The organism is Haloferax sp. Atlit-48N, assembly GCF_003383015.2.
Taxonomy (GTDB): Archaea; Halobacteriota; Halobacteria; order Halobacteriales; family Haloferacaceae; genus Haloferax; species Haloferax volcanii.
This window is the reverse complement of record NZ_CP137692.1, coordinates 22875-49497: the sequence shown is the minus strand read 5'-3', so window position 1 is coordinate 49497 and position 26623 is coordinate 22875. Positions and strand designations below refer to the sequence as shown.

Below are 26623 nucleotides of genomic sequence, written 5' to 3'. Positions count from 1 at the left end.
AGTGACCGCACTGCCGACGAGTATGTAATCTGGTTGTCAGAACGAGGCGCGCTCGTACTCTCGGCGCGCCACCGGAGCGCCTCAGAACAGTCGCCAGACGAGCGACCGGAGTTTGTAGCCCAGCGACCCGCGCTGGTAGCCGTTCCACCCGCTCATCCCGCCCGCGAGCGTCACCGCGTCGTACCCCTCCTCGCGGAGGAGACTCGTCGCCCGCTTGGCGACGATGCCCATCTTGCAGACGACGACCACGTCGCAGTCCCGCGGAATCTCGTCTAGCCGACCTCGAAGCGAGGCGTCGTCGCCCGACCGGAGGTCGTCGTAGACGGGGACGTTTCGGCTCCCGGCGGGTCCGTTCGCGTCGCTCACGTGACTCCCGTCGATTGCGCCGCGCCGGTAGTTCGACGCCGGTCGGATATCGAGGATGAACAGGTCGTCCCCGTCGTCGAGGCGGGCGTCAAGCTCGTCGGGACGAATCGTGGGCACAGGTCTCTCCACGTCGCTGGCGCTTCCGCGTCCCACCCGCCGAGACCGACGCCGTAGCTTGAACACGGCGGTCCGCGTAGCGCCCGTATGGAGTGGGACGAACGCTACCGGACCGGAACGTATCCGACCGACCCGGAGCCGTCGCCGGTGCTTCGGGCGTACCTCGACGAACTGCCAGACGGCCGCGCGCTCGACGTGGCGGCCGGCAGCGGCCGTAACGCGCTGTTTCTCGCCGCAAACGGCTACCGAGTCGACGCGCTCGACCAGTCGAGCGAGGGGTTGAGCATCATCGACGAGCGCGCCCGGGCCCGCGGATTCACCGACCGCGTGGAGACGATTCGGGCCGACGCGACAACCTACGAGTTCCCCGAGTCGACGTACGACCTCGTCACCATCAGCTACTTCCGGACGCTGGACCGCCTCGCCGACATCAAGGCGGCGCTGAAGCCCGGCGGCGTCCTGTTCTACCAGCACCACCTGCGGGCCGACCCGCCCGCGACGGTGGGGCCGAGCACCGACAGATACCGCTTCGACTCGAACGAACTGCTCCGCGCCTGCCTCGACCTCACGGTGCTGTACTACGACGAATCGACCGAACCGCGCGACGACCGGCAGTCCGCGACGGCGACGATTATCGCGCGGAACACGCGGGGAGGGGCGCAGTCGTACCCGCGGAGCAGAGTTTATATATAATAATTCTGATAAAATATGTGCAGCGTGATCTGGGGAGAATCCGCTGTTGTACCGAGATGACAAGAAAAACTATATGTTGTTTCTAAATCCATCAGACAGAGATCCCCCACATAAATCCGGGTGAGAGACGTATCTAATGTGTCTTAAAAGACAACCCAGAGTAGAGTTACAACGTTTGGGAGTTTGAAATTTTATTGACATGAGTTGTCAAAACGAATCCGGGCTTCGACTCCAACTCTTTGTCCGCAATATGATAGAAATCGTATATTAAATTACTCTCCCCTCGCCAGCCGTATCGGCACCGCAGTGAACCAGTATCACAGCCGGGTTCCTACGAGGAAAGCTTCTTCGAGTCGGGGCGGGACTGAGCAGCGACCCTAACCGGATTGGCCGGTGACTGATTGGGTTGCGCGTCGAATCGCCCCCCGTGGCGGTACGCCAACGCCGCCGCGCCATCATTCGGTCGGCTCCGTCCGTTCAATTTTTATCGCTCGGAGACGGTCATACACGAATGACCGTGTTGGATTGGCTCGACGAGCCGCGCATCATCGACACGCACGCCCATCAGCCGACCGCGGAGTTCCTCGAAGACGCCGGCGGGGAGATGATGCGGGACGCGGCGAACAGGTTCGGCGCGGAGATGGAGACGTGGAGCTACGAGGAGATGATAGCCGAGTACCGCGAGCACAACATCGGGCGGGCGGTGCTCCTCGGGTGGGACGCCGAGACGAACACCGGAAACCCGCCGGTTCCGAACGACTACGTGGCCGAGGTCCGCGACGCACACCCGGAGTTCTTCGTCGGGTTCGGGAGCGTCGACCCGCTGAAAGACGACTGCGTCGAGGAGGCGGTCCGATGCGTTGAGGACCTCGGTCTCTCGGGGTTCAAGTTCCAGCAAATCGCGCAGGGGTTCGACCCGAGCGACGACGAACACAGGGCGCTGTTCGACGCCATCGAGGACCTCGGCGTGCCGGTCGTCTTCCACGGCGGGAACTCCACGCTCGGGGCGTGCTCGCCCGGCGGCCGCGGCCTGAAAATCAAGTACGGCGACCCGATGCTCATCGACGACGTGGCCGCCGAGCACCCGGACCTCCAGATTCTCATCGCCCACCCGGCGTACCCGTGGGAAAAAGAGCAACTCGCCATCTGCCAGCAGAAGGGCAACGTCTACATGGACCTCTCGGGGTGGCTCCCGAAGTACATCGACGAGCAGGTGCTTCACTACGCCAAGACCGTCTTGCAGGACAAGGTGATGTTCGGCACCGACTACCCGATGATTCGACCGGGGCGGTGGTTCGAGTCCTTCGAGGAGCACTTCGACGCCTCCGAGGAGGTGAAGCGAAAACTCCTCTGGGAGAACGCGGAACGGTTCCTCGAGTTATAGATATGTCGGATGCGCTAGTTCAGTAACATTCAATATGTGTTCCGAACGCGTTTTCGTATGGGGATTGGGACAGTCAATATTCAGATACAGTATCGTTGGGACGGGCGATGAAGTACGAGAACCGACAGCTTACCGCGAAGCAACAGGCAATTCTCTATAAAAAGAGAGACAACCCGAACTGGTCTAACACACGTATAGCAACCGCAGTGGGGTGCTCCGATTCACACGTATCAGAGACGTTGCGTAATTACGACCCGGACAAACTCAACGACGATGGAACAATCGCGGTACCCGTTGAATCGGAAAAGGAGTCCGCAGGAGGCAGATTGAAATGGGTGGTCGTGAGTCTATGTGTCCAGTTTTGGGGCATCATGTATGCGTTTGGCGGTCCAAATAGCGGCGCAGTAAGTGGAGACCAAGCAGTACTCGTGTTTCTCTTCGCGTGGATAGTCACGCCGGTCGTAATCTTCGCTGATGCCCAGTTACAACATGCTGAACAGGTGTCCAACCGGCCAAACAGAGTCGTGTGGCCAATAGCGTCATTTTTCATACCCGTTGTCGCATCACTGTACTACGTCGTGAAGCGCCTCTAAACTACTCAAACTCCGGCCGCCGTTTCTCTAAGAACGCGGAAACGCCCTCTTCGTGGGCGTCGGTGTCGTAGGCGAGCGTCTGGGCGTGGGCCTCGCGTTCGAGGCCGTCCGTCCACGACCGGCCGAGGTTCGCGTGTATCGCTTCTTTCGCCAGCGCGAGCGTCTCCGTCGGCTGGGCGGCGAGCGTCTCCACCGTCTCGCCCACGACGGCATCGAGGTCGGCGGGCTCGACCGCCTCGTTCACGAGGTCGAGTTCCGCGGCGCGCTCGGCCGAGACGAGTTTCCCGGTGAAGGCGAGTTCCTTCGCGGCGCGGAGGCCGACCAACCGGGGGAGTGTCACCGTCGCGCCCGCGTCGGGGACGAGTCCGACGTTGACGAACGACGCGCCGAAGCGGGCGTCGCGGGCGGCGTAGGCGAAGTCGCAGGCGGCGACGACGGAGGTCCCCGCGCCCACGGCGTCGCCGTTGACGCGGGCGACGACCGGCACCGGGGCGGTGAGAATCGCCTCGGCGACGCGGCCGAGGGTGCCGCGGACGCGCTCGTAGGCCTCCCGGGCGGTCTCGTCGCGCTCGGCCATCGCCCGGATGTCGCCGCCGGCGCTGAAGGCGTCGCCGTCGCCCGTTATCACCGCGGCGTCGAACGCCTCGGGAGAGAGCGCTTCGAGCGCCGCCGAGAGCTCTCGGGCCACGTCGGCGGTGAACGCGTTTTTCGCCTCGGGTCTATCGAACGTCACGGTCCGGACGCCGTCGGCGTCGTCGACTCGCATACCCGCGCTACGGGGACGCGGGGTAAATAGCCTCGCCGGCGAACCGGCGGGCGAGTCGAGCGAGTCGCCGCGGTTCCGGTTCACGCGAGCAGCGCCCCGAACACCGACTGTTGCGCCCGGCGGAGCCGTTCGAGGAACGCCGACTTGCTGATTCCGAGTTCGTCCGCCACGTCCCGAGCCGTGATACTCCGGGGGAGGTCGAAGTACCCCATCTCGACGGCCGCCCGGAGGGCGGCTTCCTGCGCGGGCGTGAGGTCCCACGCTCGACCGATGGGCGATTCCTCGTCCGCCCGAAGCGGGTAGACGCGCTGGAGTTGGATACCGACGGTGCCGCCGGCCGTCTCCATCACGCCGCGGAGTACGTCGTAGCCGACGACCGCCCCGCGCATCGTCGCGCCGCCGTCGTCGTACCGCATCGACTCGACGAGGAAGCCGGCGTCGACGAGCTCGTGGACGACGCAGGGGTGTTTCGAGAGACAACGGAAGGTGTACGTGTCGTCGCCGCGGGTGACGTGGAGGTAGCGGATGGCGTCGTCGTCGTCGAGGGCCTCGGGGAGCCGGTCGTCCGCGGGAGCCGAAAAATGAAGCAGGACGTTGCCGTCGGCGCGGAGTTGCGGCGCGTTCGCGTCGACCGCGACGGGGACCGCGTCGGTCGCCCGTGCCAGCGGGCAGTCGTCGCCGTCGATGCGAAACTCGGCCACCAAGCACTCCGCTATCATCTGCGTGTGGGTACGCGACAGTGATATAAAAAGGCAGGCCATGGACGGGTCAATTCGTAAGTAGTTATAGATGATAGTTCCTGATAGACCAATGGACCTCGAAACCGTCAAAGAACGGGCGGGCCCGCGGCAGTTCGCTCCGAAAGACGACATGCCGGAGGAGTACCGCAAGGCCGCGACGCGGATGATTCAGTTCCACGCGAACAGCGAGGTGATGGGCGGGTACCTCGAAAAGCCGTTCATCCGGCAAGCGCCGAGCATCGACCGAAAGCTGGCGTTCTCGGCGAAGGTGCAGGACGAAATCGGCCACGCGCAACTGCTCTACCGCGCGGCCGAGTCCCTCGGCATCAAGACGCGCGACGAGATGCTGGACGAACTCGCCCGCGGCGACGGCAAGTTCCTCAACTGCTTCCACTACCCGATGGAGTCGTGGCACGAGGTGCCGATGATAGCGTTCTTCGTCGACGGCGCGGCCATGCACCGGCAGGCGACGCTCAAGAACACGTCGTGGACGCCGTACGCCCACGCGATGGACAAAGTGTGCTTCGAGGAGGGCTTCCACGTCAAACACGGCGAATCCATCCTCTCCGAGTTGATGAACGGGTCGAAGGCGACCCAAGAGAAGACGCAGGCCGCCTTCGAGACGTGGTGGCCGCGCATCATCCAGTTCTTCGGCCCGACCAACGACAAGTCCGTCCACAACGACTTCGCGCAGGAGGTCGGCCTGAAGACGAAGTCCAACGACGAACTTCGCGACACCTTCCTCGACACCTACGTCCCGAAAGCGGAGAAGTACGGCCTCGTCGTCCCCGAGTACCCGCGCATCGAGTACGACGAGGAACTCGACACCTACCACGTCAACGAGGACGACCTGAACTGGGACGAGTTCTGGACCATCGCCAAGAACACCTCGGACGGGAGCCACGAGCAGATTAACTCCCGCGCAAAGGCGCAGGCGGCGGTCGAGTGGGTGCGCGAATCGATGCACAGTTGGGAGGGCGCGTCGGGGGCCGAAACCCCGCAGGCGGCGGACTGAGAACCATGATTTGGGAAGTGTTCAGACAGGACAAACCGGGAGCGTACCACAAACACTGCGGCAACGTCCACGCGCCGGACCGCGAGTTGGCGCTCCAGTTCGCGGCCGTCCAGCACGGCCGACGGATGAAGACCCACAGCCTGTGGGTCGTTCCGCACGACGAAATCGGTGAAATCGACGCCGACGAGACGAGCTTCGGCGGGACGACCGACAAGACCTACCGCTGGGCCACCTCGTACACGGACATCAAACCCGCCGCGCCGGAAGTCGCCGAAAGCGAGGCCGAGCAGGCCGACGTGGAGAAATCGCTCGAGGCGGACAGCTAACCATGCCCGACGCCCTCAATCCCGAAGACCTCGACGCCGAACAGCGCGCCGCGCTCGAAGAGCTGCTGTTCCGCCTCGCGGACGACGAGTACGTCCACGGCGAGCGCCTCATCGAGTGGCAGATTTACGCGCCGACGCTGGAGTCCGACCTCGCGTTGGCGAACGTCGCACAGGACGAATTCGGCCACGCCCGCCTGTGGTACGACCTGCTCGAAGAACTCGGCCACACCGAGGCGGAACTCATCTGGGAGCGCCCCGCCGACGAGTTCAGACACGCCACGCTGGTCGAACTCCCGTTCGCGGAGGGCGACTGGGCCGACGTGGTCCTTCGGAGCTACCTCTACGACGCCGCCGAGCGCCTGCGCCTCGACGCGCTCGTCGACACCAGCTACGCGCCGCTCTCCGACCGCGTCGGGAAGGTGCTGAGCGAGGAGCGCTACCACCTCGAAAACGCCCAGAGCTGGCTCGACCGCCTCGCCGAGGGCGACAGCCGCGACCGCGTGCAGGACGCGCTCGACCGGCTGTTCCCCCACGCACTCTCGCTTTTCGTCGAGCCCGAATACGAGGACGCAATCGTCGACAACGGCTTCCGGACGATGTCCACCGCCGACCTCCGCATCGAGTGGCTGGAGACGGTCATTCCGTACCTCGAATCGCTCGGGCTCGACGTGCCCGAACCCGACGAGGTCGAGCGCCCGAGCGCCCGCGGCCGCGACGGCACCCACACCGACCACTGGGACGAACTGGCCGCGGAGTTCCGGCGGACGTACGACGAGCTCGAAGCGCCCGAGCCGGCGAGAATCGGCGGGGAGCGTGTCTGACGTGAGCGCCGACGACGCGCGCGAGGCGACGGCCTGCGGCTACACGGAGTACGTCGACGGCGAGGTCCCCGAGGGCTTCCCGAAGACGGGCGTCGGAGCCACGGGCGTCGAAGCCGACATCTGGGACGCCCTCTACGAAATCGAGGACCCCGAGATGCCGGTGAGCATCGTCGACCTCGGCCTCATCTACGACGTTCGGGTCGTCGAGCGAGAGGGCGAAGACGGCGAGACGAAGACGCTCGGTATCGTCGAGATGACGCTGACGTACACCGGCTGTCCGGCGCGCGACTACCTCGAAAACGACGTGCAGTGCGCGATTCTGGCGGCCGGCGTCGACGAGGCGTCCGTACGGCTCCGGTTCACGCCGGAGTGGACCGTCGACATGGTGACCGAGGCGGGCCGCGAAGCCCTCCGCGAGTTCGGGCTGGGGGTGTGAGCGATGCGCCGCTTCGACCCAAGCACCGAGACGACGGGCGAAACGTCGGGCGCGGAGTGCCCGTACTGCGGCGGCACGAACACCGTCCGCGAGCACCCGAAAGGGCCGGGACTGTGCCGGTCGATGCACTTCTGTAACGACTGTCAAGAGCCGTTCCAGCGGTTCGAATAACGTCGGCGGAGCGACCGGAGAAGAGCGGTTTTTTTTTTCGAACGGCGTCCGCGGAGCGCCGAGGCGGTCACTCCGGGGACGGCGGGTCGAGGGCAGGAGCGTGCAGCGGAGTGCGGGGAGAGGGCCGAGCCGTTCAGCGAATTGCGAGCCGAATTCGCGGGCGAATCAGCCGAGGTTGAGGTTCACGTTCTTCGCCTGTGTGAACTCGCGGACGGCCTCGGCTCCCTGCTCGCGGCCGTGACCGCTCTGTTTCGTGCCGCCGAAGGGCGTCTGCGGGAACGTGACCGGGTACTCGTTGACGCTGACCATCCCGTAGTCGAGCGCGTCGGCGACGCCGTGGGCGCGAGAGAGCCCCTCGGTCCAGACGCCGGCGAGAAGCCCGTACGGCGAGTCGTTGGCGAGTTCGATCGCCTCCGTTCGGTCCGAGAACTCGGTGACGACGAGGACCGGGCCGAATATCTCCTCGCGGGCCACGGTCATGTCGTTCGTCACGTCGGTGAGAACCGTCGGCTCCACGAAGTAGCCGGTGTCCTTGTCCTCGGGAACGCCCCCGCCGCAGGCGACGGTCGCGCCCTCCTCGACGCCGAGGGAGATGTACTCCAACACGTCCTCGCGGTGGGACTCGCTGACGACCGGCCCCATCCGGCCGTCGTCGATGCCGGAGCCGAGCGGGGTCGACTCGGCGCGCGCGACGACGCGCTCGACGAGGTTGTCGGCCACCTCCTCGTGGACGAGCAGGCGCGACCCGGCCCAGCACATCTGGCCGGCGTTCATGAAGATGCCGTAGTGGACACCCTTGGCGGCGGCGTCGAGGTCGGCGTCGGGGAAGACGACGTTGGGGCCCTTCCCGCCGAGTTCGAGCGTGACCCCGGTCACGTTGGCCGCGGCGTCGGCCATGACGCCCGTGCCGACGTCGGTGCTGCCGGTGAAGGTGACGTGCGCCACGTCGGGGTGCGACGCGAGCGCCGACCCCGCCTCGGACCCGCGACCGGGAACCACGTTCACCACGCCGTCGGGGAGGCCTGCTTCCTCGGCCGCGAGGCCGTAGTAGAGCGCCGAAAGCGGCGTCTGACTGGAGGGCTTTACCACCGCCGTGTTGCCGCAGGCGAGCGCCGGCGCGAGACTGCGCCCCGCGAGTTGGAACGGGTAGTTCCACGGGACGATGTGTCCGGTGACGCCGAGCGGTTCGCGGGTCGTGTAGTTGACGCGCCGGCCGGGGACGGGGTTGTACTCGCCGGTCACCTTGTCGGTCCACCCGGCGTAGTAGCGGAAGGTGTCGACGACCATCTGGACCTCCATACCGGCCTCGAACGGCGTCTTGCCGTTATCGTGGGACTCGACGAGCGCTATCTCGTCTTTCCGCGCCTCGATGAAGTCGGCCATCGCGCGCAGTTTCTCGCCGCGCTCGGCCGCGCTCGTGGTCTCCCACTCGCCGCCGCGAGCGCCCGCCGAGTTCGCCGCCCGCACCGCGGCGTCGACGTCCGCCTCGCCCGCGCGGGCGACCTCGGCGTACGGCGCTTCGGTCGCCGGGTCGCGCGTCTCGATGGTCTCGTCCGATGCCGCGGCTACCCAGTTCCCGTCGATGTAGAGACCGGTCGGGCCACTGTATTCCATTACGAAATACCCTTTTCGCGCATAATATTAACTATTGTTGATTACTAACTCTGCGGCGGGCGGAGAACTCAACCGGTTTTGTAGACTCCCCTCGCGGTCGCCACGTGATTCCCGTCCGTCGCGTACACGTCCACGTCCACGGTTCCCACGTCGCCGCCGAGTCGAACCACGTCGGCCTCGGCGCGGAGGTCACCGGTCCCCGCGTTGAGATAGTCGATTCGCATATCGATAGTCGGGACGGGCTGGTCGACCTCGCTGACGAGCGCCGCGCCGCCGACCGTGTCCGCGAGGGTGAACGTCACGCCGCCGTGGGCCATCACCCGGTCGGCGTTCCACGACAGTTCCTCGCGCATCTCGACGCGACCCTCCGCGTGCCCGTCTGCGACCTCGGTGACTTCGACGCCCAACAGCCGCGCGAACGGCATGCTCTCGAAGAACTCCTCGATGTCCATGCCGCTAGTTCGCACAGGTCCGTTAAGTTCGTTTCGTCGGTCGGCCCCGGCCGGGCGGCCGACGAGACGCCGAGGGCCGTCAGTCGGCCATCGAGACGCCGAGGTACCGGTCGAGCACCTCGTCGGCGGCCGCGACCTCGTCGGCGGGGCCCTCGTGGACGACCCGGCCCTTGTCGAGGATGTAGACGTAGTCCGCGGCGTCGAGGGCGACCTGTACGTTCTGTTCGACCAGGAGGATGGTCGCGCCGTCGTCGTTCAGTTCCTCGATTTTTCGCTGGACCTGCTTGACGACGGCGGGCGCGAGCCCTTCGGTCGGTTCGTCGAGCAACAGGAGGTCCGGCGCGGAGACGAGCGCTCGGGCGATGGCGAGCATCTGCTGTTCGCCGCCCGAGAGGTTCGCACCCCGGCTGTTCCGGTGGCGCGCGAGGTTCTCGAACTCGTCGACGATGGCGTCGACGGTCGGTTTTTCGGCGTCTCGACGACCGCCGATGCGGCCGATTTCGACGTTCTCGGAGACGGTCAGGCCGGGGAAGACGCGGCGCTCCTCGGGGACGAGTGCGATGCCCTCGCGGGCGGTCTTCTCCGGCGACAGCGTCGTGATGTCCGCCCCGTCGAAGGTGATAGTCCCCTCAGACGGCGGGACGTTCCCGAGGATGCTCCGGAGCGTCGTCGTCTTGCCGACGCCGTTGCGCCCGATGAGCGTGACGACCGACCCGCGAGGCACGTCGAGGTCGATGCCTTGCAGGACGCGGGTCGACCCGTAGCCCGAGACGAGTCCGCGGACGGACAAGAGCGGGTCGTCGCTCACGTCTCGACACCCCCGAAGTAGGCCTCGCGGACCTCCGGGTCCTCCGAGACGGCCGCGGGCGTCCCCTCGGCCAGTACCTCGCCGCGGTGGAGGACCGTGATGCGGTCGGACACCCGCATCACGAGGTCGATGTCGTGTTCGATGAGCAGGAGCGTCCGGTCCGACAGCACCTCGTCGATGAGGTCCATCGTGGCCCGCGTCTCCTCGGCGCTCATGCCGGCGGTCGGCTCGTCCAGAAGCACCATGTCGGGGTCGGTGGCGAGCACGATGGCGATTTCGAGCCGGCGCTTGTCGCCGTAAGCGAGCACGTCCGCGGGTTCGTCGCCGCGGCCCAAGAGACCGGAGCGGTCGAGCACGCGGTCGGTGTGCTCGTTCACGTCGTCGAAGGCGTCGCTTCGCCGGAGGTACGCTTCGACCGGCGTGAAGCCGCCTTCGCGGGCCGCCTGCGCGGCGAGGCGGACGTTCTCGCGGACCGTGAGCCCCGAGAAGACGTTCGTGATTTGGAACGACCGGCCGAGGCCGCGGCGCACGCGCTCGTGCGGCGGGAGCGCGGTCACGTTCTCGCCGTTGAACGTCACGGTGCCGCGGGTCGGCCGGAGCGCGCCGGTCAGGAGGTTGAACGTGGTCGTCTTGCCGGCCCCGTTCGGGCCGATGAGGCTCCGGAACTCGCCGCGTTCCACGTCGAGGGTCACGTCGTCGACGGCGACGAGCTTTCCGAACTCCTTCGTCAGGTTCTCGGTCCGCAGTATCGGGTCACTCACGGCGGTCTACCTCCGGGTCGGTGACGCCGGCCTGTTCGCCGACGCGGTCGCGGAACCGGCCGCCGACGGCCGATTCGAAAAGCGGGTGGTCCGCCACCGTCCGCGGGAGCGACACGAGCCCCCGCGGCACGAAGATGACGAACAGGACGAACAGCACGCCGATGACGAGCTGCCACTGGTCGATGTACGACGAGAGCACGTCCTCCGCGGCGACGAAGACGCCCGCGCCGAGCATCGGCCCGTAGAGCGTTCCCATGCCGCCGAGGACGGTCATCACGATGACCTCGCCCGAGTTTATCCAGTGGAGGAACGACGGCGCGACGTAGCCGTTGTTGGCGGCGAACAGCCCGCCGGCGAGCCCCGCGAGGCCGCCGGAGACGACGAAGGCGCGGCGCTTGTAGGCGGTTACGTCGTAGCCGATGAACGAGGCGCGCTCTTCGCTCTCGCGGATGGACTGCAACACCGAGCCGAACGGCGCGCGGATGAGGCGGCGGGCCAGCAGGTACGACCCGACCACGACGGCGAGGAGGAAGTAGTACTGGACGACGCCGCCGTCGAGGACGAACGGACCCAGGGGGACCGCGAACTCGCCGGGGTCGACGCCGAGGCCGGCGAGACCGTAGAACGCGTCGACGCCGAACAGGCCGTCGGAGCCGCCGGTGAAGTCGAACTTGAACACGGCGTTGTAGAACAGCTCCGCGAACCCGAGAGTTATCATGGCGAAGAACACCCCGGACACGCGTATCGAGAGGTAGCCGACGCCCCACGCGATGGCCGCGCAGACGGCGACGGCGACGGCGAGCGCGACGAACACCGACGGCGAGAGGTGCATGAGCGTGAGAACCGAGGCGTACGCGCCGACCCCGTAAAACAGCGTGTGACCGAGCGAGACGAGGCCCGCGTAGCCGAGCACGAGGTCGAGGCTGAGCGCGAACAGCGCCCAGATGAGGATGTCTTCGAGGAGCGTCACGGAGTAGGTGACGCCGGTCACCTCCGCGAGAAGCGGGACGACGAGGAGCGCGCCGACGCCGGCGTAGCCGAGTTTCGCGCGGGTCGCCGCGGACAGCACGCCGCCGCCGGAGCCGTGGAGGAGCGCGCCGTCGTGGTGGTCGCCCGCGCCGACGCTCGTGCCGAACAGCCCCGTCGGCTTGACGACGAGCACGGCAATCATGAGCAGGAAGACGATGAGTCCCTCCAGGAACGGCGCGTACGTCCGGGCGAACGTCTGGACGAGACCGACGAACAGACCGCCGACCACGGCCCCGCGGAACGACCCGAGGCCGCCGAGAACGACGATGACGAACGCCGGGATGATGACCGAACTTCCCATCGTCGGGCTGACGTTCTGGTACGCGCCGAGGACGATGCCGGCGACGCCGGCGAGCGCCGCGCCGAACCCGAACGTCAGGGTGTAGTAGCGGTCGATGTCGATGCCGAGGGTGCGGACCATCTCGCGGTCCTCGGAGCCGGCGCGGATTATCATCCCGAAGCGGGTGCGGTTCAACAGGAGCCACGTGCCGAGCGCCAGCGCCGACCCGAAGACGATGATGCCGTAGTTGTACAGCGAGTAGTTGAACCCGAACAGCGCGACCGGCTGGTCGAGAATCGAGGGGATCGGAAACGGCTGGGCGGACTTGCCCCACACCGACGTGATGAGGTCGTTGACGATGAGGACGAGTCCGAACGTCAGGAGGATGTGGTACAGCGGGTCGCGGCCGTACAGCCGCTTGACGGTGAGCCGCTCGATACCCATCCCGACGACGCCGACGAGGAGGGGCGCGACGACGAGCGCGACCCAGAAGCCCGCGCCGCCGAGGGGGCCGGCGATGGCGAACGCGAAGTACGCGCCGAGGGCGAACAGCTCGCCGTGGGCGAAGTTGATGACGTCCATGACGCCGAAGATGATGGAGAGCCCGGCAGCGAGCAGGACGTACACCATCCCGACGACGAGCCCGTTGAGGACCTGCTCGGCGACGGCACTAGCGACCGACATGCTAGAGCGAGCAGCCGAGTTCGCCGCAGTCGGGGAGCGCGTCCGCCCCGGCTATCATCCCGCCGAGTTCGACGGTCGCGGGACCGCTCCCGCCGTCCGGCGCGACGAGTTCGCCCGGCCACACCGGGTTCGTCGCCTGGTGGTCGCAGTCGCGGAACTGGTTCGCCCCGAGAATCGTGTCCATTTCGAGGCCCGGGAGCACCTCTTTGACCTCCGCGGGGGCGGTCGACCCGGCCTCCGCGATGCCCCGCGCGGTCATCCGAACGGACATGTACGCGGCCCGCGCGAAGTTGTCCGGCAGGGAGTCGTACTCGCTCCGGTAGGCCTCGACGAACGACTGGTTGTCGCCCGTTTCGAGCGTCGGCAGGTAGCGGACCCCGCCGTAGGTGCCGTAGGCGGCCTCGCCGAGCGCGCCGCGGACGACCGAGAACGTCATCGTCGGCGACATGAGGTTCACGCTCTCTTTGAGCCCCTGACTCGCCGCCTGCTTGACGAAGTTGATGAGGTCGCCGCCGGTCATGCCGAGAACGGCCACCTCGGCGTCGGAGTTGGCGATTTGGCTGACGTAGGAGTTGTAGTTGGTCGAGCCGAGCTGCGAGCGGCTCCGGCCGACGACTTCGATGTCGTGGCCGTCGCGCATGCGACGCTCGACGCGCTGCATCACCGACTCGCCGTAGGCGTAGTCTGCGATGTGGAACCACACCTTGGTGCCGAGGTTCTCGGCGGTGTAGTCGGAGACGGCTTCGGCCATCTGCGCCGTGTTCGTCTCGGCGCGGAACACCCACTCGTTGCAGTTCGACCCCGTGATGGGAACCGCGGCCCCGCCGGGGTTGTAGATAATCTCCTCTTCGGCCGCGAACTCGTTGAGCGCGAGCGCGACGCTGGACGATATCGCGCCCATGAGATACGACGCCCCGTCCTGTTCGACGACGGACTGCGCCTTCCGCCGGCCGGTCGAGGGGTCCGCCTCGGTGTCCTCGTAGACGCCCGTTATCTCCACGTCGATGTCCGCGTTCTCGTTGACGTGCCGTATCGCCAACTCGGCCCCGTTCCGCTGGCCGACCGCGAGACCGCCGTACGGGCCGGTCATCGGGCTAATCACCCCGTAGGTGATGGCGTTCGACCCGCCGCCCCCGCCGCCGCCGAGACAGCCGGCGACGCCCGTCAGCCCGGTCACGCCCGCCAACCCAGCCGCCTGTACGAACCGTCGCCGCGACGGACGCGGCCGTGCGCCGCTGTCCGCTGAACAATCGTCTCTCATGGTGTGTATGTTCACATGTAACATGAAAAACTTCACGTTTAAATGTTTGCGTTATGCCGACGACGAGAACGTCGCGTTCGGCCCTGAGCCCCCGGTTCGGTCCCTCAGGCGAGTCGCGGTCGGACCTCGTCGCCGAGTCGGCGGACGGACTCGACCATCCGGTCGGTGCCGATGCCGGGGTGGTAGGTGCGGAAGATGAAGTGGATGTCGTCGCCGAGCGCGCCGCGGTAGCGGTCGAGCTCCGCGACCACGTCGTCGGGCGTGCCGAAGATGGCCTGTGCTTTGAGCTCCGCCCGGCGCTCGTCGGACAGTTCGGGAACCTCGTCGCCGGAGAATATCTCGGCGTACCGGCGCTGGAGGTAGAGGTAGCCGTCTCTCATCGCGTCCCACGCCTCGGCCTTCGAGTCGCCGACGAAACCGTGTTGGAGGACGTATATCGTGAACTCACCGTCGAGTCCCTCGGCCTCCCGGACGCTCCGGATGTCCTCGACGCGCTTGCGCACGCCGTCGAGGGAGAGCGACGACGGCGCGCACCACGCGTCCGCCGTCCGGGCCGCCCGGCGAACCGCGGGCTTGGCCGCGCCGCCGAGCATGAGGGGCACGTCGTGTGCCGGTTTGGGCGTCACGTCGACACCGGTCGCACCCTCGTGAAACGGCGACTCGTGCGCTATCGGGCCGTCTGACCACGCGTCGCGGAGGAGGGAGACGGCGTCGGCGAGGCGGTCGACGCGCTCGTCTCGCGGAACGCCGAAGGCGTCGAACTCGCGGGGGTTCGAGCCGATTGCGAGGCCGAGCGTCGTTCGCCCGCCCGAGATGAGGTCGACCGTCGCCGCGTCCTCCGCGAGCCGAATCGGGTCGTACAGCGGCGCGAGCGCGATACACGTCCCGAGTTCGACCGACTCGGTCGCCGCCCCGAGCGCCCCGAGCGCGGGCATCGTCCCCGAGAGGTAGCCGTCCGGCATGAAGTGGTGTTCGGACACCCACGCGCTGTCGAGGCCCGCGTCGTCTATCTCCCGCCCGAGCGTCAGCATCTCGTCGTACAGGTCGGCCATCGCCCGGTCGTCGTCCGGCCGCCGCTGGCAGGTGAACAGTCCCGTCCCGAGTTTCATGACTCTGAGTTCGTACCTTAGCTATTAATAGTTAGGAACACCGAGTTCGTCGGAGATGAGTCCCGACGACTCGGCACCCTCGGATTCGACGACTGCGACCGCGACCGCGACGGAGCCAGCGCCGCCGGCCGCGCGCGTCGACCACGTGGGAATCGCCGTCGAGGACGTCGAGGCCGCCGAGCCGACGCTGTGCGCGCTCGGCTGCGAGCGCGTCCACCGCGAGACGGTCGCGGACGGCTCGTTCGAGTGGGCGACCTACGTCCTCGGCGACGCCTCCAGAATCGAACTCGTCGCGCCCGTCGACGGGGAGTCGTTTCTGACGACCTTCCTCGACGAGCACGGCCCCGGCCTCCACCACGTCACGCTGGAGGTGTCGGACGTCGACGCGATGGTCGCCGCCCTCGACGCCGCGGGCGAGCGTGTCGTGGGGTACGCGGTGGAAGACGGCTGGACCGAGGCGTTCGTCTCGCCGCGAAACCCGACCGGCGCGCTCTTTCAGTTGATGGAGTACCACGACGACTACGGCGAGAAGGGGGCCGACGACGCGTTGTTCGTCCGCGGCGAGCGGTTAGATTCGTGAGTCTCCGGGTCGGGGAGCCGCCTTACTCCGCGGCCGACTTCGTCTTGATGAGAAACTTCATGTCGCCTTCGAGGACGACCGTGCCGTCCTGCTTCGTCATCTCGATTTCGAGGACGACCAAGCCGGCGTCGTCGCGGCTCCCGAGGTCCTTCCGCTCCGAGACGACCATCGTCTGCGAGAGCGTGTCACCGATGAACACCGGGTTCGGCAGGTCCATGTAGTTCATCCCGAGGAAGGCGATGGCGGTGCGCTCGACGATGCCCGACCGGTACACGAAGCCGGTCGACTGGACGAACGTCATCGGCCCGTGGGCGATTCGCTGGCCGAACTGGGTGTCTTCCGCGTACTCGCTGTTCGTGTGGAGTTCGGTCCAGTCGCCCGACAGCGCGGAGTACATCATGAAGTCCGCCTCGGTGACGGTGCGACCGACGCTCTGGAACTCCTTGCCCTCCTCGAAGTCCTCGAAGTAGTGCGGTTCGTAGCTGTATGCCATACCTCACCGTCACCGCCATCAGATAAAGTAGTTTACATACCTATCTTTCCTGACAGTCGGTGGCTACTTGGGGAGCGCAGGACGACGTGTGGTCGCATGTCGGAGCAAGACGACTACGCGGAGATACGGGAGCGCGCCTCGAACGACCCCTACTGCGGGCGCGTCGGCATCGACCTCGCCGAGGTCGATGACGGGTACGCGGAGACGACGCTGACCGTGGCCGAAGACCACCTGAACTTCCACGGGACGCCCCACGGGGGCGCGGTGTACAGCCTCGCGGACGCGGCCTTCGCGGCCGCCTCGAACAGCCACGGCGACGCCGCGTTCGCGCTGGAGACGAACATCTCGTACCTCGCGGCCGCCGAGGTGGGCGAGACGCTCCGCGCGGTCGCCCGGGAGACGCACCTCGGGGGACGGACCGCGGAGTACGAGGTCATCGTCTCCGGCGGGGACGGCGAGCGAATCGCGACCTTTCGGGGGCGCGTCTACAAGCCCGGCGGTCGCTGACGACGCGCGTTACTGGCCGCGGTGGTCGTAGACGCGCTGGACCTTTCCGACCTCGGTGCGCGCGATGTCGCCGTACTCGACGAGGTGCAGTTCGTCGGGCGTAAACGAGAGCACGTTCGAGAGCCGCTTTTGAATCCGCCCTTCGAGGTCCGACAGCGACCCGTCGAACTCCTCGACCAGTTCGACCGTGATTTCGACCCGGTCGAGGCTCCCCTCGCGGCGGAGGTCGATGCGGTAGTGCGGCGCGATTTCGTCGAACTCGAGGACGACCGACTCGACCTCGCTCGGGTAGAAGTTCACGCCGCGAACGATTATCAGGTCGTCCGACCGGCCCGTGATGTTGTCCATGCGGACGCAGGTTCGGCCGCACTCGCAGGTGTCGTAGTCCAGCGTGGTCAGGTCGCCCGTCCGATACCGGAGGACAGGCAGCGCGTCCTTCGCGAGGGTCGTCAACACGAGTTCTCCCTCCTCGCCCTCCTCGACGGGGTCGCCCGTGTTCGGGTCGACCACCTCGGGGTAGAAGTAGTCCTCCCAGATGTGCAGGCCGTCCTGCGCTTCGCACTCGACGGAGACGCCGGGGCCGACGATTTCCGAGAGGCCGTAGATGTCGATGCCGGTCACGCCGAGTCGCTCTTCGATTTCGTTTCGCATCGGTTCGGTGCAGGGCTCCGCGCCGAAGATGACCGTCCGAAGCGGCAGGTCGCGGATGTCGATTCCCATGTCGTCTGCGACCTCGGCGAGATAGAGCGCGTACGACGGGGTACACGCGATGACGTCGCTTCCGAGGTCGGAGAGCAGTTCCACCTGTCTTTGGGTGTTGCCGCCGCCGATGGGGATGACCGTCGCGCCGAGTTCCTCGACGCCCTGGTGGAGGCCGAGACCGCCGGTGAACAGGCCGTAGCCGTAGGCGTTCTGGACCACGTCGTCCGAACCGACGCCGGCCGCGACGAGACACCGCGCGACGGCCTTGCTCCACACGTCGAGGTCCTCGCGGGTGTAGCCGACGATTTTGGGCTTGCCGGTCGTGCCCGACGACGCGTGGACGCGAATCACGTCGTCCATGTCGGCCGCGAACATCCCCGTGGGGTAGTGGTCGCGGAAGTCCTCCTTCGTCGTGAACGGTAGTTTCGACAGGTCTTCGACGCTCTCGATGTCAGCGGGCGAGAGTCCGGCCGCGTCGAACGTCTCGCGGTAGAACTCGACGTTCTCGTACGCGTTCCGAACCGTCTCCCGCAGGCGACCGTCCTGCACCTCGCGGAGTTCCTCCCGCGAGGCGGTCTCCGTGCTATCGAATACCATATATGTTTGAACCCGATGATAGAATATGATAAAAATGATGCGGTCGCCCGACCGCACTGCGGGGCGAACCTATTTCGCGAGGGATACGTAATCGACTATCATGCGAGACGCATACATCGTCGGAGCGGGCCAATCGAAGTACGGCGCGTTTCCGGACGAGAGCTATCGGTCGCTGTTCGCGACCGCGTTCGAGGAGGCGCTGGGGAGCGCCGGCGGCGTCGATGCGGCCGATATCGACGAGGCCGTCGTCGGGTCGCTGGGCGTCGGCGGTCGGCAACTCGGCTTATCGGGACCGGCCGTGACGGAGCACGTCGGCCTCCACGGCGTCCCCTGTTCCCGAATCGAAAACGCCTGCGCCGCGAGCGGCTACGCGGTCAGACAGGCGGTGCAGGCGGTCAAAAGCGGGATGGCGGACGTGGCCCTCGCGGGGGGCTACGAGGTCATGACCGACACGAGCGGCGACGTGGCGAAGTACTGGCTCGGCGTCAGCGGCGAGACGGAGTGGGAGCGGCTCACCGGGACGACGTTCGCGGGCGTCTACGCCCAGATGGCCTCGGCGTACCTCGACGCCTACGACGCCTCGCCGGACCACTTCTCGAAGGTCGCGGTGAAGAACCACGCGAACGGCGCGAAGAACCCGAAGGCGCACCTCGGCTTCGAGTGCTCGCTGGACGACGCGCGGAGCGCGCCCGTCGTGGCCGACCCGCTGAATCTCTATCACTGCTGTCCGACCTCCGACGGCGCGGCCGCGGTTCTCGTCGCCAGCGAGGGCGTTGCCAACGCGTGCGACGACGCGGTCCGCGTCGCGGGCGTGGGTGCCGCCTCCGAGCGCGTCGGCCTCTTCCAGCGCGACAGCTACACCGCCGTCGAATCGTCCGAGCGGGCCGCCGCGGCCGCCTACGAGATGGCCGGTCTCGGCCCCGACGACGTGGACTTCGCGGAGGTCCACGACTGCTTCGCCATCGCCGAACTGCTGGCGTACGAGGACCTCGGCTTCTGCGAGCGCGGACACGCGCCCGAACTGGTCGACTCGGGGGCGACCGAACTCGGCGGCGACCTGCCCGTCAACCCCTCCGGCGGCCTGAAATCGAAGGGCCACCCCATCGGCGCGACGGGCGCGGGGCAGGTCGTCGAGGCGTTCAAACAACTCACCGGGCGGGCCGGTGACCGGCAAGTCGCGGGCGCGAGCGTCGGCCTCACCCACAACGTCGGCGGGTCGGGCGGTGCCGCCGTCGTCCACGTCCTCGAAGGAGGCGCGCTATGAGCGCCGACGACCCGACTCGGACGACCCTCGGAATCGCCGGGGTCGGCGCGTACGTCCCCCGACTGTACCTCCCCGCGTCGGCCTACCGCGAGGCGTGGGACAACGGCGGCGCACCGGGCGTCGACCGGGTCGCCGTCGCCGACGCCGACGAAGACACACTGACGATGGCGACCGAGGCGGGCCGGCGCGCACTCCGCGCGGCCGGGGTTGACGCCGGCGACATCGACCACCTCGCCCTTGCGACCACGACGCCGCCGAACGACGAGGAGGAAATCGCGGTCCGGCTGGCCTCGCTCCTCGGCGTCGACCCGTCGGTTCCGACCCGGCAGTTCGGCGGGAGTACCCGCGCCGGCGCGGTGGCGCTGGCGGCGACGGTCGAGGCGACACAGAACGTGGGTGACGGCGCGAGCAGTCCGAGGCTCGTCGTCGTCACCGACAGCCCGCGAGGAGCGCCCGAAAGCGACGAGGCGGCCGGTGCCGGGGCGGGGGCGACCGCGCTCGTCCTCGCCGAAGACGGACCGCTCGTCGTCGACGCCGTGGGCGAGTTCGGTGACCCCGCACCCGGTACGCGGTTCCGAGGGTTCGGGAGCGCCGAGACGGAGTCCATCGGCGTCACGCAGTACGAGCGCGACGCCTACACGCGAGCGGTCGCCGGAGCGGTCGAGGCCCTCGGCATCGACACCACGGAACTGAACCCAGACGCCGTGGCCCTCACCGCGCCGGACGGGAAACTCCCGTACCGCGCGGCCAACGCGCTCGACGTCGAACCGGCGCGAATCGCGGCCGGGACCGTCGTCTCGCGAACCGGTGACGCCGGGGCCGCCGGGCCGATTCTCGGACTCGCGTCGGCGCTCGACTCCGCGGGCGACGCGGGAGCCGACGAGTCGGGCGGCCGGTCCCCCGCGACCTCGGTACTCCTCGTCGGCTACGGCGGCGGCGCGGGGGCGACCGCGCTCGCGCTCAGCACAGAGGCGACAGACACCAACGCCGCCGCCAGTTCCGTCGTCCCGGTCGAGGCGGTCCTCGACGGCGACGTGGAACTCTCGTACGCGGAGGCGCTCCGGCGGCGCGGGACCATCACCGGCGGGGAGCCGGCTGGCGGCGGTGCGTACGTCAGCGTGCCGACGTGGAAGCGGACGATTCCGCAGCGACACCGCCTCGTCGCCGGCGAGTGCGCCGAGTGCGGCGCGCTCTCGTTCCCACCGGAGGGCGCGTGTCCCGACTGCGGGTCGCTCGCGGGCTACGACGACGTGACGCTGCCCGGAACGGGAACCGTCGAGGCCGCGACCGCCATCGGACAGGGGGGCGCGCCGCCGGAGTTCGTCGAGCAACAGCAGCGGGCCGGGTCGTTCCCGGTCGCCGTCGTCGCCTTCGACGGGCCGGGCGGCGAGGGCGGCGAGACCGACGAGCGAACCGTGAGCGCGCCCGCACAGGTCGTCCACTCGCCCGCCGGAACGCCCGCAATCGGCGACCGCGTCGAGGCCGTCCCGCGCCGCATCTACGAGCAGGAGGGCGTCGTCAGGTACGGCTTCAAGGTCGTCCCGGCCGAGGCGCGGCGGGAGTAATCGGTCGGGGGCGCGGGAGCAGAACCGGGTCATCGACACCGAAACGAGGGCAAACGATTATGATGGTTCCCGAACCCCTTTCGGTGATGCAAGTGAGTGTACTCGGCGCGGGAACCATGGGTCACGGCATCGCGCAGGTGGCCGCGATGGCCGGTCACGAGGTGACGATGCGTGACATCGAAGCGGCGTACGTCGACGACGGACTGGACGCCATCGAGTCGAACCTCCGGGGCGGCGTCGACCGCGACAAGGTGACGCCCGACGAGATGGCGGCGACGCTCGACCGGCTCTCGGGGACGACCTCGCTGGAGGCGGCCGTCACCGACGCCGACCTCGTCGTCGAGGCGGTTCCCGAGGACATGGAACTCAAGCGCGAGACGGTCGCGGAGGTCGAATCCCTCGTCGACGACGACGCCGTCATCGCGTCGAACACGTCGTCGCTCTCCGTGACCGAGATACTGAGCGCCCTCGAACGTCCGGAGCGCGGCCTCGGACTCCACTTCTTCAACCCGGTCCACATCATGGGGCTCGTCGAGGTCGTCGTCGCGGAACAGACGAGCGAATCGACGCTGGCGTTCGCCACCGAGTTCGTCGAAGGCATCGACAAGACCGCCGTCGAGGTCGGTGACTCGCCCGGCTTCGCCTCCTCGCGGCTCGGCGTCGCCCTCGGCGTCGAAGCCATGCGCATGGTGCAGGAGGGCGTCGCGTCGCCCGCGGACGTCGACACCGCGATGGAGCTCGGGTACAACCACCCGATGGGGCCGCTCGAACTCGGAGACGCGGTCGGCCTCGACGTTCGCCTCGACATCCTCGAATACCTACGCGAGGAACTGGGCGAGCGCTTCCGCCCGCCGCAGATTCTCAAGCGAAAGGTCCGCGCCGGCAAGCTCGGCAAGAAGACCGGTGAGGGCTTCTACGTCTGGGAGGACGGCGAAATCGTCGGCGCGTCCGAGGACGTGATGGACCGATGAGCAGTGACGAGCCGAGCGCCGATGACTCGCAGACAGACGACCTCCGCACCGACGGAGGGGAATCGACCGTCGAGTCGGTCGCCGCCGAGTGCGAGACGGTCGACGCCGTCGTCGACGACCGCGTCGAAGGCGTCGTCACCGTGACGCTGAACCGCCCCGACGCGCGGAACGCGCTCAACGCGACGCTCCGGGCTGAACTCAAGCGCGTCCTCGACGCCATCGAAGCGAGCAGCGCCCGCGTCGTCGTCCTCACCGGCTCCGACGAGGCGAAGGCGTTCGTCGCCGGCGCGGACGTAACGGAGCTCCGCGAGCGCGATATGCTCGAACAGCGCGAGGCGAGCAAGCGACCGCGAGTGTACGAACGCGTCGACGACCTCCGACAGCCGGTCATCGCCCGCGTGAACGGCCACGCCCTCGGCGGCGGCTGCGAACTGATGCAGGCCTGCGACGTTCGCATCGCCCACGAGCGGTCGAAACTCGGCCAACCCGAAATCAATCTCGGCATCATGCCCGGCGGGGGCGGCACCCAGCGACTCGCGCGTCTCGTCGGCGAGGGACACGCCATGCGACTCGTCCTGACGGGCGAGCTCATCTCCGCCGAGGAGGCCGCGGACATCGGCCTCGTGGAGGAGGTCCACGGCGACGAGACCTTCGACGAGCGGGTGTACGAACTCGCAGAGCTGATGGCGACGAAGAGCCCCGTGGCCCTGGAGTTCGCCAAGAAAGCGGTCAAGGCCGCGTCGCGGACAGACCTCGAACAGGGCATCGAGTACGAGGCGGAGCTGTTCGCCCAATTGTTCGGGTCGCCAGACAAGGACGAGGGTATCGACGCGTTCTTCGAGGACCGCGAACCCGAATGGCACGAGCGCGAGCGATAGACTCCTCAACCACGCCGTTCGAACTACTCGAACGGCTTCGAAACCGCCGCGACCGTCCGGCGAGAACTCGCAGCGCAGACACGAGCGCTAGTTTCACGCCGTGAACACGACACCGGGAGCGGCCCGCCCGCGAGCGAGTCCGAAATCGGGGGCGCAGCAGCGGAGGAGCGGACGTTCCGCCCTTTCGAACGTGAGGCCGTAATCGAGCGACGCCGCCGCGTCGGCAGTCGCTATCGAGGCCGGCTCGCGCCCGAACCGAACACCGAATCTCGAATTACGGATAAACGACGGTTTCGGGGCGAACGAAGCCCAGCGACGACGTGTCCGGTCCACAGGGCAGCAGACGGACGGTTCGTCTCCCACGCCACAATCCGTGACAGGTGTAATTCTGTAATTTCTCGCGCCCCGCCGCGTTAATCTACAATAGTATAATAGGAATATAACCACATTATGTTCGAGTGGTTCGAACAGTAATCGTCGCAACCGAATCGTCGTCTCAGCTCCTCGAAAGCGTGATTCTCCGGCTTCGAACGGGAGAGTACTCGCTGAATGAGTTCGAACAGTTCGAACCGTTCCGCAGCTTCGGTTCGCCGGCGGGACGAGACACCGGGTCAGGAGAAGTTGAGGTTGATTTCGACCTCGTTGGCCGCGCCGAGGAGGAGGTCCGCAAGGTCGCCGGTCAGTCGGTCGCCCCGAAGCCGGTTCGAGGGCCCCGAGATGCTTATCGCTCCGACGGGACGGCCCTCGTTGTCGGTGACGGCGACGCCGACGGCGTGGAGTTTCGGGACGATTTCCTCGCGATTGAGCGCGAACCCGCGCTCGCGAATCGTCGCCAGCTCCTCGAAGAGCGCGTCGGGGTCGGTTATCGTCTGCGGCGTCTTCGCCGGGAGGCCGTGTCGGTCGACGATGTCGCGGACGCGCTCGTCCGGGAACGCCGACAGGATGGCCTTGCCGGCGGCGAGTTGGTGGAGGTACGAGCGCGTCCCCTCCCGCGCTGGCGTCCGCACCGAGTGCGCGCCGGCCGCGCCGTAGAGGTGGAACCCGCGGCCCTGCTCTTCTGTGACGCACCACACTTTCTCGCCGGTCTGCTCGGCGAGTTCGTCCAGTTTCGGCTTGGCCACCTCGTACAGTTGGTGCTGGTCGCGCGCGTAGATGCCGAAGTCGAGGAGCCGAAGGCCGACCCGGTAGCCGTCGTCGTCGGGGACGACGAACCCCTCGCGTTCGAGCGTCTTCAGATGCCGGTGGACCGTGCTCTTGGCCAATCCGAGCTCCGAGGCGAGCCCCGTCGGCCCCATCGGTCCCCCCGATTTGAGCTGTTCGAGGATACCGAGCGACGTGGCGGCCGTCGTCACCGGTCGGCGCTGTTCGTCGTCTGTCATCACCTATCTTCGGTGTTCGTTCGTGATAAATCTTGTTCGAACAGTTCGAACAGCAGTTCCACTCCCTCGAACGACTCTGACGGCCGCTCGAACCGCGAGTCAGCGATAGAGCAAAGTAACGTCCGATTGGATAGCAGACGTGCATGATTAAATTGGTGAATATGCTCGTCCGGGACGACGACTACACGCACGAGGAGTTCGTCGAGCGGTGGCGGGGGAGCCACGCGGACCTCGCGAGGGAGCTTCCGGGGCTCGTGAAGTACGCGACGAGCGTCCCGACCGACCCCGAACGGTCCGAGTACGACGGTATCGTCGAACTCTACTTCGAGGACATGGCCGCTCTGAAGGCGGCGTTCGACTCCGAGGTCGGTCAGCGCGTGAACGCCGACGCGGCGGCGTTCACCGACATGGAACGGGGACCGACGCTCTACGTCGAGGAGACGGTTCACCTCGACAGGTCCTGAATCCATGAACACGAGCGAACGACTCGTCGAGAGCCTCGAACGGCTCGGCGTCGAGCGAATCTTCGGCTACCCCGGCGGCCGCGTCATCGAACTGTTCGACCTGCTGCCCGAGTCGGACATCGACCTCGTGCGCCCCCGCGACGAGCGCGAGGCGAGCGTCATGGCCGAGATGCACGGTCGGCTGACGGGCGAACCGGGCGTCCTCGCCGGGCAGGGGCCGTGGATAGGGAGCCTCGGCCTCATCGGACAGATGGAAGCGCGCCTCGCCTCGTCGCCGATGGTCACCATCACCGAGGCCTCCGAGCGCGGGAACTACTCGACGCTCGCGCCCTACCAGCAGTCCCGCGGCGACTACGGCGGCCTCGAACTCCCGAAGATTCTCGACGCCGTGACGAAGGAACACTGGTTCCCGCGGACCCCGACCGAGACGGTTCGGAGCCTCCAACTCGCGTTCAAACACGCCGTCGCGGGTCGCCCCGGCCCGACGGCGGTCATCCTCGACGGCGACGCCGTCACCGAACCGTTCCCGGACGAGTCCGTACCGGCGGTCTGGGACGACGAAACGCAGACCAGAACGTGGACCGCCGCGCCGACGGCGCGCGACATCGTCGCCGCCGCCGAGGCGCTCGACGCGGCCGAGCGACCCGTCATCGTCTCGGGCAACGGCGTCCACGCGTCGGGCGCGTACGACGAACTCGCGGCGGTCGCCGAGACCTACGAAGCCGCGGTCGTCACCTCCTATCTCGGGAAATCGACGTTCCCCGAGACGCACCGCCTCGCCGGCGGCGTCATCGGCTCGTTCGGTCACGAGGGCGCGAACCGACTCGTCAGCGAGGCCGACGCGCTCCTCGTCGTCGGCTGTCGCATGAACCCGATGGACACCAACTGGCAGGCCCCCGACTTCATCCGCCCCGGCGAGCAGACGATTATCCACGCCGACATCGACCCGCGGAACGCCGGATGGGTCTACCCCGCCGACGTGGGGCTCATCGGTGACGCGTCCGAATCGCTGCGCGAACTCGCGGCCGCCGGCGGCACCGACAACGACTGGGCAGAAGACCGAGCGCGGGAGGCCCGCGAGTCGTTCCACGCGCCCGAGTGCGGGTCGGACGCCGCGCCAATCCTCCCCCAGCGGGCCGTCAAGGAAATCGAGCGCGTCGTCGACGAGGACACCGTCGTCACCGCCGACTCGGGGAACAACCGCTTTTGGCTGCTCAACTACCTCCAGGTGCCCGCCGTGCAGACGTACTACGGTTCGGGCGGCGTCGGCGGCATGGGGTGGGCGACGCCCGCCGCGGTGTCGGCCGCGCTGGCGACCGACAAACACGTCGTCGGCGTCGCGGGCGACGGCGGCTTCGCCATGACGATGACGAGCGTCGAGACGGCGGTCGAACACGGCGTCGCGCCGACGTTCGTCGTCCTCAACGACACCAGCCTCGGGATGGTCAGACAGATGCAGCACGCGCCCGACGACATCGCGGGCGTCGAGTTCCACGACACGGACTTCGCGCGGGTCGCGGAGGCGTTCGGCGCGACGGGCGTCCGCGTCGAGACGACGGACGACCTCGGTGACGCACTGGCCGACGCGAAGGCGCACAGCCTCCCGACGGTCATCGACGCCCGCATCGACCGCGGTCAGGACATGGCCGCGACGCTCCAGTCGTCGTTCTACGCGTCGGTCGGGGGGCTCCACGAATAGCGCGCGGTGACGAGTCGGCCGTCTCGGCCGCGCTCGGTGGCCGCGCTCGGGAAACACTTTTCTCGCGCGCAGGGAGAACTACGATAGCATGTCATCAT

General features: G+C 67.4%; 29 protein-coding genes. 16 read left to right on the top strand and 13 right to left on the bottom strand.

From position 1 onward, the window contains the following. Positions 1-81 precede the first annotated feature (81 nt). Positions 82-483, bottom strand: coding sequence for a rhodanese-like domain-containing protein (locus tag DEQ67_RS16840; protein WP_115803736.1), 402 nt, complete (start codon positions 481-483; stop codon positions 82-84). A gap of 87 nt (positions 484-570) precedes the next feature. Here DEQ67_RS16840 and DEQ67_RS16835 point away from each other — a divergent pair, with 87 nt between their 5' ends. From DEQ67_RS16835 to DEQ67_RS16825, 3 genes are all read left to right on the top strand, one after another. Beyond that, positions 571-1176: a class I SAM-dependent methyltransferase gene (locus DEQ67_RS16835; protein WP_006600952.1), complete on the top strand. Its 606-nt coding sequence runs from the start codon at positions 571-573 to the stop codon at positions 1174-1176. Positions 1177-1687: 511 nt separating this feature from the next. Beyond that, positions 1688-2560 (top strand): amidohydrolase family protein, encoded by an 873-nt coding sequence (locus tag DEQ67_RS16830; protein WP_115861920.1) that lies wholly within the window; start codon positions 1688-1690, stop codon positions 2558-2560. A gap of 107 nt (positions 2561-2667) precedes the next feature. Continuing rightward, positions 2668-3153 (top strand): hypothetical protein, encoded by a 486-nt coding sequence (locus DEQ67_RS16825; protein ID WP_147298727.1) that lies wholly within the window; start codon positions 2668-2670, stop codon positions 3151-3153. 1 nt (position 3154) lies between these two features. Here DEQ67_RS16825 and DEQ67_RS16820 read toward each other — a convergent pair whose 3' ends face one another. Beyond that, entirely contained in the window at positions 3155-3919 is a 765-nt protein-coding gene (locus tag DEQ67_RS16820) for an enoyl-CoA hydratase/isomerase family protein (RefSeq protein ID WP_004064433.1), read from the bottom strand. Positions 3920-3999: 80 nt separating this feature from the next. Next, positions 4000-4638 (bottom strand): helix-turn-helix domain-containing protein, encoded by a 639-nt coding sequence (locus DEQ67_RS16815; protein ID WP_049896193.1) that lies wholly within the window; start codon positions 4636-4638, stop codon positions 4000-4002. Between the two features lie 91 nt (positions 4639-4729). Between DEQ67_RS16815 and paaA the strand changes: the two genes are divergently transcribed. Genes paaA through paaE form a run of 5 tightly spaced genes read left to right on the top strand, consistent with a single transcriptional unit; the run spans position 4730 to position 7428 of the window. Continuing rightward, positions 4730-5674: a 1,2-phenylacetyl-CoA epoxidase subunit PaaA gene (gene paaA, locus DEQ67_RS16810; RefSeq protein WP_115861918.1), complete on the top strand. Its 945-nt coding sequence runs from the start codon at positions 4730-4732 to the stop codon at positions 5672-5674. Between the two features lie 5 nt (positions 5675-5679). After that, positions 5680-6000: a 1,2-phenylacetyl-CoA epoxidase subunit PaaB gene (gene paaB, locus DEQ67_RS16805; protein WP_115803740.1), complete on the top strand. Its 321-nt coding sequence runs from the start codon at positions 5680-5682 to the stop codon at positions 5998-6000. A 2-nt stretch (positions 6001-6002) separates the two neighbouring features. Further along, on the top strand, positions 6003-6821 hold the full coding sequence (gene paaC / locus DEQ67_RS16800; protein ID WP_004040860.1) for a 1,2-phenylacetyl-CoA epoxidase subunit PaaC: 819 nt from the start codon (positions 6003-6005) through the stop codon (positions 6819-6821). Next, positions 6814-7257, top strand: a complete 444-nt coding sequence (gene paaD, locus DEQ67_RS16795; protein WP_004040861.1) for a 1,2-phenylacetyl-CoA epoxidase subunit PaaD — start codon at positions 6814-6816, stop codon at positions 7255-7257. The genes paaC and paaD overlap by 8 nt, the downstream gene beginning before the upstream one ends. 3 nt (positions 7258-7260) lie before the next feature. After that, on the top strand, positions 7261-7428 hold the full coding sequence (gene paaE, locus DEQ67_RS16790; protein ID WP_004040862.1) for a 1,2-phenylacetyl-CoA epoxidase subunit PaaE: 168 nt from the start codon (positions 7261-7263) through the stop codon (positions 7426-7428). A 165-nt stretch (positions 7429-7593) separates the two neighbouring features. Here paaE and DEQ67_RS16785 read toward each other — a convergent pair whose 3' ends face one another. The 7 genes from DEQ67_RS16785 to DEQ67_RS16755 all read right to left on the bottom strand — a co-directional run bounded on the left by DEQ67_RS16785 (position 7594) and on the right by DEQ67_RS16755 (position 15426). After that, entirely contained in the window at positions 7594-9042 is a 1449-nt protein-coding gene (locus DEQ67_RS16785) for an aldehyde dehydrogenase family protein (RefSeq protein WP_115803743.1), read from the bottom strand. Between the two features lie 68 nt (positions 9043-9110). Beyond that, positions 9111-9494, bottom strand: a complete 384-nt coding sequence (locus tag DEQ67_RS16780) for a PaaI family thioesterase (RefSeq protein ID WP_004040864.1) — start codon at positions 9492-9494, stop codon at positions 9111-9113. Between the two features lie 79 nt (positions 9495-9573). Further along, complete coding sequence (locus DEQ67_RS16775) at positions 9574-10302, bottom strand: ABC transporter ATP-binding protein (protein WP_006600957.1); 729 nt, start codon at positions 10300-10302, stop codon at positions 9574-9576. Beyond that, positions 10299-11063: an ABC transporter ATP-binding protein gene (locus tag DEQ67_RS16770; RefSeq protein WP_004040866.1), complete on the bottom strand. Its 765-nt coding sequence runs from the start codon at positions 11061-11063 to the stop codon at positions 10299-10301. Before DEQ67_RS16770 ends, DEQ67_RS16775 begins: the two co-directional genes overlap by 4 nt. Then, positions 11056-13056 (bottom strand): ABC transporter permease, encoded by a 2001-nt coding sequence (locus tag DEQ67_RS16765; RefSeq protein ID WP_115803744.1) that lies wholly within the window; start codon positions 13054-13056, stop codon positions 11056-11058. Before DEQ67_RS16765 ends, DEQ67_RS16770 begins: the two co-directional genes overlap by 8 nt. 1 nt (position 13057) lies before the next feature. Then, positions 13058-14242, bottom strand: a complete 1185-nt coding sequence (locus DEQ67_RS16760) for an ABC transporter substrate-binding protein (protein WP_004064418.1) — start codon at positions 14240-14242, stop codon at positions 13058-13060. 179 nt (positions 14243-14421) lie between these two features. Next, on the bottom strand, positions 14422-15426 hold the full coding sequence (locus DEQ67_RS16755; RefSeq protein WP_115803745.1) for an LLM class flavin-dependent oxidoreductase: 1005 nt from the start codon (positions 15424-15426) through the stop codon (positions 14422-14424). Positions 15427-15481: 55 nt separating this feature from the next. Between DEQ67_RS16755 and DEQ67_RS16750 the strand changes: the two genes are divergently transcribed. Continuing rightward, positions 15482-16006: a VOC family protein gene (locus DEQ67_RS16750; protein ID WP_115803746.1), complete on the top strand. Its 525-nt coding sequence runs from the start codon at positions 15482-15484 to the stop codon at positions 16004-16006. A gap of 22 nt (positions 16007-16028) precedes the next feature. Here the strand turns inward: DEQ67_RS16750 and DEQ67_RS16745 are convergent, their stop codons facing one another. Further along, on the bottom strand, positions 16029-16499 hold the full coding sequence (locus tag DEQ67_RS16745; RefSeq protein WP_115803747.1) for a MaoC/PaaZ C-terminal domain-containing protein: 471 nt from the start codon (positions 16497-16499) through the stop codon (positions 16029-16031). 96 nt (positions 16500-16595) lie between these two features. Here DEQ67_RS16745 and DEQ67_RS16740 point away from each other — a divergent pair, with 96 nt between their 5' ends. Then, positions 16596-17006 carry a PaaI family thioesterase gene (locus tag DEQ67_RS16740; RefSeq protein WP_115803748.1) on the top strand — a complete coding sequence of 137 codons (411 nt, stop codon included), beginning with the start codon at positions 16596-16598 and terminating at the stop codon, positions 17004-17006. Positions 17007-17015: 9 nt separating this feature from the next. Here DEQ67_RS16740 and paaK read toward each other — a convergent pair whose 3' ends face one another. After that, a complete protein-coding gene (gene paaK / locus DEQ67_RS16735; RefSeq protein ID WP_049916571.1) occupies positions 17016-18305 on the bottom strand; it encodes a phenylacetate--CoA ligase PaaK in 1290 nt (429 codons plus the stop codon). A 100-nt stretch (positions 18306-18405) separates the two neighbouring features. Here paaK and DEQ67_RS16730 point away from each other — a divergent pair, with 100 nt between their 5' ends. The 4 genes from DEQ67_RS16730 to DEQ67_RS16715 all read left to right on the top strand — a co-directional run bounded on the left by DEQ67_RS16730 (position 18406) and on the right by DEQ67_RS16715 (position 22983). Continuing rightward, positions 18406-19569: a thiolase domain-containing protein gene (locus DEQ67_RS16730; protein ID WP_008606546.1), complete on the top strand. Its 1164-nt coding sequence runs from the start codon at positions 18406-18408 to the stop codon at positions 19567-19569. Next, positions 19566-21134 carry a zinc ribbon domain-containing protein gene (locus DEQ67_RS16725; RefSeq protein ID WP_115803749.1) on the top strand — a complete coding sequence of 523 codons (1569 nt, stop codon included), beginning with the start codon at positions 19566-19568 and terminating at the stop codon, positions 21132-21134. The genes DEQ67_RS16730 and DEQ67_RS16725 overlap by 4 nt, the downstream gene beginning before the upstream one ends. Positions 21135-21220: 86 nt before the next feature. Further along, positions 21221-22105, top strand: a complete 885-nt coding sequence (locus DEQ67_RS16720) for a 3-hydroxyacyl-CoA dehydrogenase family protein (RefSeq protein WP_115803750.1) — start codon at positions 21221-21223, stop codon at positions 22103-22105. Beyond that, positions 22102-22983, top strand: a complete 882-nt coding sequence (locus DEQ67_RS16715; protein WP_115803751.1) for an enoyl-CoA hydratase/isomerase family protein — start codon at positions 22102-22104, stop codon at positions 22981-22983. Before DEQ67_RS16720 ends, DEQ67_RS16715 begins: the two co-directional genes overlap by 4 nt. Positions 22984-23594: 611 nt before the next feature. Here the strand turns inward: DEQ67_RS16715 and DEQ67_RS16710 are convergent. Then, positions 23595-24362, bottom strand: a complete 768-nt coding sequence (locus DEQ67_RS16710) for an IclR family transcriptional regulator (RefSeq protein WP_004064399.1) — start codon at positions 24360-24362, stop codon at positions 23595-23597. 161 nt (positions 24363-24523) lie between these two features. Here DEQ67_RS16710 and DEQ67_RS16705 point away from each other — a divergent pair, with 161 nt between their 5' ends. Further along, positions 24524-24826, top strand: a complete 303-nt coding sequence (locus DEQ67_RS16705) for an EthD family reductase (protein ID WP_223174088.1) — start codon at positions 24524-24526, stop codon at positions 24824-24826. Between the two features lie 4 nt (positions 24827-24830). Then, a complete protein-coding gene (locus DEQ67_RS16700; protein ID WP_115803753.1) occupies positions 24831-26525 on the top strand; it encodes a thiamine pyrophosphate-binding protein in 1695 nt (564 codons plus the stop codon). The last annotated feature ends 98 nt before the right edge of the window (positions 26526-26623 follow it).

Excerpts from the sequence above, each read along its gene's own strand:
- DEQ67_RS16835 (WP_006600952.1), top strand. The coding sequence starts at position 571 with ATGGAGTGGGACGAACGCTACCGGACCGGAACGTATCCGACCGACCCG.
- DEQ67_RS16830 (WP_115861920.1), top strand. The coding sequence starts at position 1,688 with ATGACCGTGTTGGATTGGCTCGACGAGCCGCGCATCATCGACACGCAC.
- DEQ67_RS16825 (WP_147298727.1), top strand. The coding sequence starts at position 2,668 with ATGAAGTACGAGAACCGACAGCTTACCGCGAAGCAACAGGCAATTCTC.
- DEQ67_RS16820 (WP_004064433.1), bottom strand. The coding sequence starts at position 3,919 with ATGCGAGTCGACGACGCCGACGGCGTCCGGACCGTGACGTTCGATAGA.
- DEQ67_RS16815 (WP_049896193.1), bottom strand. The coding sequence starts at position 4,638 with ATGATAGCGGAGTGCTTGGTGGCCGAGTTTCGCATCGACGGCGACGAC.
- paaA (WP_115861918.1), top strand. The coding sequence starts at position 4,730 with ATGGACCTCGAAACCGTCAAAGAACGGGCGGGCCCGCGGCAGTTCGCT.
- paaB (WP_115803740.1), top strand. The coding sequence starts at position 5,680 with ATGATTTGGGAAGTGTTCAGACAGGACAAACCGGGAGCGTACCACAAA.
- paaC (WP_004040860.1), top strand. The coding sequence starts at position 6,003 with ATGCCCGACGCCCTCAATCCCGAAGACCTCGACGCCGAACAGCGCGCC.
- paaE (WP_004040862.1), top strand. The coding sequence starts at position 7,261 with ATGCGCCGCTTCGACCCAAGCACCGAGACGACGGGCGAAACGTCGGGC.
- DEQ67_RS16785 (WP_115803743.1), bottom strand. The coding sequence starts at position 9,042 with ATGGAATACAGTGGCCCGACCGGTCTCTACATCGACGGGAACTGGGTA.
- DEQ67_RS16780 (WP_004040864.1), bottom strand. The coding sequence starts at position 9,494 with ATGGACATCGAGGAGTTCTTCGAGAGCATGCCGTTCGCGCGGCTGTTG.
- DEQ67_RS16765 (WP_115803744.1), bottom strand. The coding sequence starts at position 13,056 with ATGTCGGTCGCTAGTGCCGTCGCCGAGCAGGTCCTCAACGGGCTCGTC.
- DEQ67_RS16755 (WP_115803745.1), bottom strand. The coding sequence starts at position 15,426 with ATGAAACTCGGGACGGGACTGTTCACCTGCCAGCGGCGGCCGGACGAC.
- DEQ67_RS16750 (WP_115803746.1), top strand. The coding sequence starts at position 15,482 with ATGAGTCCCGACGACTCGGCACCCTCGGATTCGACGACTGCGACCGCG.
- DEQ67_RS16745 (WP_115803747.1), bottom strand. The coding sequence starts at position 16,499 with ATGGCATACAGCTACGAACCGCACTACTTCGAGGACTTCGAGGAGGGC.
- DEQ67_RS16740 (WP_115803748.1), top strand. The coding sequence starts at position 16,596 with ATGTCGGAGCAAGACGACTACGCGGAGATACGGGAGCGCGCCTCGAAC.
- paaK (WP_049916571.1), bottom strand. The coding sequence starts at position 18,305 with ATGGTATTCGATAGCACGGAGACCGCCTCGCGGGAGGAACTCCGCGAG.
- DEQ67_RS16730 (WP_008606546.1), top strand. The coding sequence starts at position 18,406 with ATGCGAGACGCATACATCGTCGGAGCGGGCCAATCGAAGTACGGCGCG.
- DEQ67_RS16725 (WP_115803749.1), top strand. The coding sequence starts at position 19,566 with ATGAGCGCCGACGACCCGACTCGGACGACCCTCGGAATCGCCGGGGTC.
- DEQ67_RS16720 (WP_115803750.1), top strand. The coding sequence starts at position 21,221 with ATGCAAGTGAGTGTACTCGGCGCGGGAACCATGGGTCACGGCATCGCG.
- DEQ67_RS16715 (WP_115803751.1), top strand. The coding sequence starts at position 22,102 with ATGAGCAGTGACGAGCCGAGCGCCGATGACTCGCAGACAGACGACCTC.
- DEQ67_RS16710 (WP_004064399.1), bottom strand. The coding sequence starts at position 24,362 with ATGACAGACGACGAACAGCGCCGACCGGTGACGACGGCCGCCACGTCG.
- DEQ67_RS16705 (WP_223174088.1), top strand. The coding sequence starts at position 24,524 with ATGCTCGTCCGGGACGACGACTACACGCACGAGGAGTTCGTCGAGCGG.
- DEQ67_RS16700 (WP_115803753.1), top strand. The coding sequence starts at position 24,831 with ATGAACACGAGCGAACGACTCGTCGAGAGCCTCGAACGGCTCGGCGTC.